We start from the raw sequence: 283 nt of genomic DNA, 5'->3' as shown, positions 1-283 counted from the left end.
GAGCCGGTTTTCCCGGGNSCCCCCCCCCCACSAVSAACGGSGGGGGGRGACCCCGCGGGGGGGGCNCATTTTCCCCCCSCCGCSGCGGSCCCCCCCCGNCCCCCCCSGCGCCGCCCCCCCGCCAGCRGGCCCCGCAACCGCCGCAAGCACAAACGCCGCAACCCCCGACACCGCCAACGCCGATGGCGGCTACCCCGAGCGCCAACCTGCCGGCACTGGATCTGCCGGTGCCGAGCCTGAGCAGCGGCATCGCCGTGAATAGCGCGCCGACGCCGAGTTTGAC

Annotated in this window: 1 pseudogene; it reads left to right on the top strand. The window is 77.3% G+C overall.

The features are described from left to right. Positions 1-119: 119 nt before the first annotated feature. Positions 120-283: pseudogene (locus ACQ4LH_RS21075) on the top strand (energy transducer TonB); the annotation flags it as partial.

Origin of the sequence: Pseudomonas peli, from assembly GCF_050563605.1 — a bacterium.
In the GTDB taxonomy this organism is placed as follows: domain Bacteria; phylum Pseudomonadota; class Gammaproteobacteria; order Pseudomonadales; family Pseudomonadaceae; genus Aquipseudomonas; species Aquipseudomonas peli_A.
The sequence above is the reverse complement of the archived record's forward strand: the minus strand, read 5'-3'. Positions and strand labels throughout refer to the sequence as shown.